Raw genomic sequence first — 6,506 nt, 5'->3', positions numbered from 1 at the left:
GTCCTGGTGGGGGTGGGGGACGGCGACTGGGTCTGGGTCGGGCGGCCGCTGGGCTCAGGGGTGGCACCGCCGTCCGCGGAGCACTGCGTGCCGTCGATACGACAGCCCGTCGGGTCGCCGGTGCCGCTGACCACGAAGCCGACGGTGACCGACTTGCCCGGTGCGAGGCCGTCGGTGTCCCACTTCGCGGACTTCACGGTGACGTGCTGACCGCTGACGGCCGAGTCCCCGTTCCACAGCGAGCTGAGCTTGGCACCGGCCGGGAGGTCGAACTCCAGCGTCCAGGACTTCTCCGCCTGACCGCTGTTGTTGGTCACGACGTACTGCGCGGTGTAGCCGGTCGACCAGTCGCTGGTCTTGGTGTAGGCCGCGTTCACACCGGCCGCGTTCGCGGTACCGGTCAGCAGGAGCGCGCCGCCACCGACCACGGCCGCGGCCACCAGGCCGCCGATCGCCTTGTTCCTGCCACTGATCCTGCGTCGGTGGGTGCTCATGCGCGTGCCTGCTTTCGCCGTTCACGGGGGGTGGGGTGCGGGAGCACGCTAGCGAGCGGGAATGCGACAAACGGCTTGATCGGGACAGTGGGCGAGGATCTTAGGGTGCGCTTAAGGAAGGGATCGGGGACGGTTAAAGGTCGAGACCACTGGGCGGGGGCCCGGCCGCGTCCGGAGGGTCAGCGGACCGCCGCCGGGCGCCTGCGCCGGCGCACGCTCCCCCGGTGTCCCCGGCCGGTCGGCTTCCCACCGTCCAGCTGGAACCAGATCCGCACTTCGGTGCCGCCCAGCACCGAGGAGCCGAGGCGGACGTCACCGCCGGTGGACTCGGCGAGCCGGCGCACGATGTCGAGGCCGAGTCCGGTCGAGCCGGCGCTGCCCGAGCCGCGGCCGCGGGCCATCGCCGCCTCGGGGTCTGCTATGCCGGTGCCCGCGTCGGAGACCAGCACGATCACCGCGTCCTCGGCGTTGTGCACGTCGACGGCGAAGGCGGTGCCCTCGGCGGTGTGCCGGAAGACGTTGCCGAGCAGCGCGTCGAGGGCGGCGGCCAGGTCGGCGCGGGCCACGGGTATGCGCACCGGCCGCTCCACGCCGGCCACCCGCCATCTGCGGCCCTCGTCCTCGGCGAGCGCGGACCAGAACTCCATGCGTTCGCGCACCACCGCGGCCGCGTCGCACCCGGCGCCGGGTCCGGCCGCCACGGTCTGCGGCTTGGCCTCCCGGGCCGTGCGGATGATGGTGTCGACCTCCCGCTCCAGCTGGGCGACGGCGGTCCGGGTCTGCTCGGCCGCGGGCCCGGCGCCCAGGGAGGCCGCGTTCAGCCGCAGCACGGTCAGCGGGGTGCGCAGCCGGTGCGACAGGTCGGCCGCCAGTTCCCGCTCGTTGGCGAGCAGTTGCACGACCTGGTCGGCCATGGAGTTGAACGCGACCGCCGCGAGCCGCAGTTCGGGCGGCCCGTCCTCCGGCACCCGGGCGCCCAGCCGGCCCTCGCCCAGTTCGTGGGCGCCCTCGGCCAGCCGCTGCGCGGGCCGCACCATGCGCACCCCGAGCCGGTCGGCGACCGCGACCGAGCCGACGATCAGGGCGAGTCCGACGGCGGCCAGCACCGCCCAGGCCGTGCCGACGCCGTTGCTCACCTCGGACTCGGGGACGTACACCTCGACGACCGCGATCGCGCCGGAGCCGAGCGCGACCGGCTGCAGCAGCGCGGAGCCGCCGGTGACCGAGCTGGTGGAGGCGCGGCCGAGCTTGCGCACGGCCTCGATGTCCCGCTCGGCGGCGCGCCGCCGGCCGAGGTCGAGCGCGGCCCGGCCGTCGGCGGCGGGCAGGTGCACGGCCATGCCGGAGTCCGCACCGGCGGAGGCCACCACCCGCTCCAGCTCGTCCCGTTCGGTGGTGATGGAGAGCGCGGGCGCGACCGCGGCCGCCTCCCGCTCGGCGTTGGAGAAGGCACGGTCGCGGGCCATCTCCTTGACGACGAGGCCGAGCGGCACGGCGAAGGCGACCACGACCATCGTGGTGACCGCCAGGCACACCTTGACCAGGGCCCATCTCATCGCGGTGGCTCCCCTCCCCCGTCGGCGGGCACGGGCGGTTCGAGCTTCACGCCGACCCCCCGGAGCGTGTGCAGATAGCGCGGCCGGGCGGCCGTCTCGCCCAGTTTCCGGCGCAGCCAGGACAGATGGACGTCGATGGTCTGGTCGTCGCCGTAGGACTGCTGCCAGACCTCGGCGAGCAGTTCCCTGCGCGGTACGACGACACCGGGACGGCCGGCGAGGAAGGCGAGCAGGTCGAACTCGCGACGCGTCAGGTCGAGCCGGACGCCGTCCAGTTCGGCCTGCCGGCGCAGCGGGTCCACGGTCAGCCCGCCGACGCGGATGACCGGCGACGGCGGGGCCTCGCCACCGGCCGAGCGGGCCCGGCGCAGCACGGCCGCGATCCGCGCCGAGAGGTGCTCGACGGAGAACGGCTTGGTCAGGTAGTCGTCCGCCCCGGCGTTGAGCAGCCGGACGATCTCCGTCTCGTCGTCCCGCGCGGTGGCGATGATCACCGGCACGTCCGTGATGCCGCGGAGCATCTTCAACGCCTCGGAGCCGTCCAGATCGGGCAGTCCGAGGTCCAGGATGACCACGTCGAACCGGAGGTGGGCGACCTCGCGCAGCGCCTCAAGGGCGGTACCGACGCTGCGCACGGTGTGCGAGGCGTCGGTCAGATGCCGGATGAGCGCCGAGCGTACGAACTGGTCGTCCTCGACCACGAGCACACTTGCCATGCGCCGCACCGTACGCCATGCGGCCGAGGTCGGTCCGGCGCCTGTGGACAACTCGGGGCGCGTGCGAACGGCGGTCCCCCTGAGGCAGTATGGCCCGCGATGCGCAGAGGACTCGTACACGTACTGGCTTGGCTGCTCGCGACGGGCGCGGCGGTCACGCTGTCGTGGTGGGGCGTGCACACGGTGATGGCCGGGACGGCGTACGACCCGCCGCGCGCCCTGCCGATCACGGCGGCCGGGGCGACCACGCAGCGCTCCGGGCCGCTGCGGTCGCCGTCGGCCCGGCCGACGCCGTCGAGGAGCCCGTCGAGCAGGCCGCCCGCGCCCGCGCCCTCGCGGACCCCGGTCCGTTCCGCCGGCCCGTCCCCGAGCGCCGGCGCCACCGCCTCGGGCCGGATCAAGCCCTACGACACCGCCGGCGGCCGGGCCGTCTTCGACCTGGGCCCGGTGAGCGCCACGCTCGTCTCCGCCACCCCGGGGACCGGCTGGTCGATGCAGGTGTGGAAGACGGAGACGTGGATCCGGGTGGAGTTCAGCCGGGGCGCGGACCGGGTGTCGGTGTTCTGCACCTGGCACGACGGGCCGCCGCACGTGGACGTCGGGACGTACTGACCGGTCCCCGGGGGCGGGATCAGCGGAAGACCGAGGGCGGCGGGGCCGGCGAGGCCACCGCCGCCGCGTCCGTCACGGGCGCGGCGCCGCCGGTGAAGTCGGTGAGCCGCCTGCCGTGTTCGACCCGGGCCGGGTGCGGGTCGGAGGCGGCGCGGCGGGTGAGCTCGGCCAGCGGGAGCGGCAGGCCGGCGGCGGCGAGCACGGCGTTGCCGAAGCGCTTGCCGCGCAGCACGGCCGGGTCGGCGATCAGGGCCAGTTCCGGGAAGCGGGCGGCGGCGGTGGCGATCTGGCCGCGCAGATGGGCGAGCGGCGGGCCGTCGGCGACGTTGGCCGCGTAGACGCCGGAGGGTTTCAGGGCCCGGCGGACCTCGTCGAGGAACTCGGTGGAGGTGAGGTGGGCGGGGGTCCGGGCGCCGCTGAAGACGTCGGCTATGACCAGGTCGGCCCAGCCGTCCGGCACCTTGGCCAGTCCTTCGCGGGCGTCGGCCGACCGCACCCGTATCCGCGCGTTCGGGTCGAGCGGCAGTGCGCGCCGCACCAGTTGGACGAGGGCGGCGTCCCGCTCGACGACCTGCTGGGTGGAGCGGGACCGGGTGGCGGCGACGTACCGGGCGAGGGTGAGGGCGCCGCCGCCGAGGTGCACGGCGTGCACCGGCTTGCCGGGCGGGGCGGCGAGGTCGATGACGTGACCGAGGCGGCGCTGGTACTCGAAGGACAGGTGTCCCGGGTCGTCGAGGTCGACGTGCGACTGGGGCGCCCCGTCGATCAGCAGCGTCCAGGCTCGGGGGCGGTCCGGGTCGGGCAGCAGTTGCGCGAGCCCGCCGTCGACCGGTTCCACCACGGCCTCGACGGCGGCCGACCCGCGCTTGGTGTTCCTGGACCTGCCCATCCGTCCATTTTCGCAGCCGGTCCGGGCGGGCGCGTCACCGGCAGTTGTCGGCCGCCTCGATCAGCCGGGCCGCCTCCCCGAGGGCCCGGCGCAGCACCACCGGGTCGGTCGCGAGGTCGGCCTCGCCGGGCGGCAGCAGCCAGTCCGTCGAGTCCTCCGCCGGCGCCTCCAGGTGCAGCCGCAGCCCGCGCCCGTTCGTCTCGGTGCAGGTGCTGCCCGGCACGTCCCAGCAGGCGGCGGTGCCGGCCGGCACCACGAAGCCGAGGGTGCCGCACCCGCCGTCGAGCAGGACGGGCCCGACCGTCTCCCCCGCCCCGCGGCGCAGGATGTCGACGGCCTCCAGGCCCTGGCGGGCCGGCACCGTCACGAGGTCGCACGCCTCGTCGCGGGCCGTCGGCGACGGCACCGTACCCGGCGTCTCCGTAGTACGGGGATCGTTGCTCTGGCTGGTCTCCATGCCGGCCTCCACCACGCCTGTTGCAGTCCACGCGGTTAAACGTGTGAGCCCGTCAACGGCTACGGCGCAAGTGCGCCGCAAAGGATGGCAGTTCATGGCAGATCGTGGATGAGATATCCGGTTTGTAGCCAAACACTGCGTGGCGGGTCCGACACAGCCGGTACGTTCTTGCTCGCCGGAACCAGGGTGTCACAGGACAACTCAGCCCGAATCCACCCCGGATCCGGCATGGTTCGACGGTTCGCACGAGAGGACCGGCCATGGCGTCGTCAACCGAGACCTCGTCACAGCCCGAACGGCCGTCCCGGCCGAACCTCGCCTTCCGGCAGCTGCGCGGCCGGCGCTCACCGGCCGAGTTCGCCGCGCTGGTGCGGCGGGCCGCGCGGGAGATCGGCGAGCGGGTGAGCTGTGACGCACGCTACGTCGGCAGGGTCGAGGCGGGTGAGATCCGTTGCCCGAACTACGCGTACGAACGGGTGTTCCTGCACATGTTCCCCGGCCGCACGCTCACCGACCTCGGCTTCGCGCCGCGCTCGGCCGTCCGCGGACGCGCGGCGCGCACGGCCGCGGACTTGCCCGGGGCGTTCGGCGCCGCTGAGACGCGGGGGGCGCACGAGCCGTATGACACACAGGATTACCGGCACGACCCGCACGACACGCAGGACCCGTACGACACGCACGACCCTTGCGCACCGTACGGACCGTACGAGAACGACCCCCTGAACCACGAGGAGAGCGACGTGCTGCGTCGCGCATTCATGACCGGCGGAGGCACCACGGTGGCCGCCGCCACGCTGAGCCCGCTGGGGCTCGCCACCGCCGCCGGCGCGGCGGTCCGGCCGGCCCGCCGCGCCGGGAGTTCCGAGGCGACCGCCCTGGAGGAGGCCGTCCGCCGCATCCGGCTGCTCGACGACCGGCACGGCGCGGACGGCCTCTACCGGCGCGCGGCGGCCCCGCTGCGCGCCGCCTACGCGCTGCTGGACGCCGGCGCGACCCGGCTGACGACCGCCGACCGGCTCCACTCGGGCGCCGGTGAACTGGCCATCTCGGTGGGCTGGCTGGCCCATGACTCCGGCCGCTTCGACGACGCCCGCTCGCACTACGCGGAGGCCCTCGCGACCGCCCGTATGACCGGCGACCCGGGACTGGAGGCCCACGCCTTCTGCAACACCGCGTTCCTGGCCCGGGACACCGGCCGCCCCCGCGAGGCGGTACGCGCGGCGCAGGCCGCCCAGCGTGTCGGCCGACCGCTGGGCTCCGCCCGCCTGATGTCCCTGCTCGCGCTGCGCGAGGCCGGCGGCTGGGCGGGGCTGGCCGACCGCGCGGGCTGCGAACAGGCCCTGGCCCGGGCCCAGGCCCTCTTCGAGCGGGGCCACTCGGACGCCGACCCCGAGTGGATGAGCTTCTACGGAGAGGCCGAGCTGGAGGGTCTGGAGGCGCAGTGCTGGTCGACCCTGGGCGACTGGCGGCGCGCGTCCCGGCACGCCCGTCGCGCGGCCGAGCTGCAGGACCCCCACTTCACCCGCAACATCGCCCTCTACACCGCCGAACTCGCCGACGACCTGGCCCGTGAGGGCCGCCCCGACGAGGCGGCGCAGGCGGCGCTGCGCGTGCTCGGCCTGCTGGACCAGGTGCAGTCCTCCCGGATCCAGACAATGCTGGCCGGCACCGCACGGGTGCTGCTGCCGCACCGGCGGGCCTCGGGGGTGTCGGAGTTCCTCGACCGGCACGCCTCCCTGCCGAGAACCGGGCGGGCGTAGCGGACCGGGGCGCGGGCGGCCG

General features: G+C 74.7%; 7 protein-coding genes. 2 read left to right on the top strand and 5 right to left on the bottom strand.

The window, feature by feature from the left end:
* The 3 genes from V7E45_RS19230 to V7E45_RS19220 form a co-directional block, all read right to left on the bottom strand.
* The coding region (locus V7E45_RS19230; RefSeq protein ID WP_333775413.1) for a cellulose binding domain-containing protein at window positions 1–494 on the bottom strand (494 nt) is incomplete at its 3' end.
* A gap of 179 nt (window positions 495–673) precedes the next feature.
* On the bottom strand, window positions 674–2,050 hold the full coding sequence (locus tag V7E45_RS19225) for a sensor histidine kinase (RefSeq protein WP_333775412.1): 1,377 nt from the start codon (window positions 2,048–2,050) through the stop codon (window positions 674–676).
* Entirely contained in the window at window positions 2,047–2,766 is a 720-nt protein-coding gene (locus tag V7E45_RS19220) for a response regulator transcription factor (RefSeq protein WP_333775411.1), read from the bottom strand. The genes V7E45_RS19225 and V7E45_RS19220 overlap by 4 nt, the downstream gene beginning before the upstream one ends.
* 99 nt (window positions 2,767–2,865) lie before the next feature.
* Between V7E45_RS19220 and V7E45_RS19215 the strand changes: the two genes are divergently transcribed.
* Entirely contained in the window at window positions 2,866–3,378 is a 513-nt protein-coding gene (locus tag V7E45_RS19215; protein WP_333775410.1) for a hypothetical protein, read from the top strand.
* Between the two features lie 19 nt (window positions 3,379–3,397).
* Here V7E45_RS19215 and V7E45_RS19210 read toward each other — a convergent pair whose 3' ends face one another.
* Window positions 3,398–4,267: a spermidine synthase gene (locus V7E45_RS19210; RefSeq protein ID WP_333775409.1), complete on the bottom strand. Its 870-nt coding sequence runs from the start codon at window positions 4,265–4,267 to the stop codon at window positions 3,398–3,400.
* Window positions 4,268–4,301: 34 nt separating this feature from the next.
* A complete protein-coding gene (locus V7E45_RS19205; protein ID WP_333775408.1) occupies window positions 4,302–4,724 on the bottom strand; it encodes a hypothetical protein in 423 nt (140 codons plus the stop codon).
* Window positions 4,725–4,984: 260 nt separating this feature from the next.
* Between V7E45_RS19205 and V7E45_RS19200 the strand changes: the two genes are divergently transcribed.
* The gene (locus V7E45_RS19200) at window positions 4,985–6,484 is read left to right on the top strand and encodes a hypothetical protein (protein ID WP_333775407.1); all 1,500 of its coding nucleotides are present in this window, start codon (window positions 4,985–4,987) and stop codon (window positions 6,482–6,484) included.
* The last annotated feature ends 22 nt before the right edge of the window (window positions 6,485–6,506 follow it).

Source organism: Streptomyces sp. IBSBF 3136 (assembly GCF_036815105.1).
In the GTDB taxonomy this organism is placed as follows: domain Bacteria; phylum Actinomycetota; class Actinomycetes; order Streptomycetales; family Streptomycetaceae; genus Streptomyces.
The sequence above is the reverse complement of the archived record's forward strand: the minus strand, read 5'-3'. Positions and strand labels throughout refer to the sequence as shown.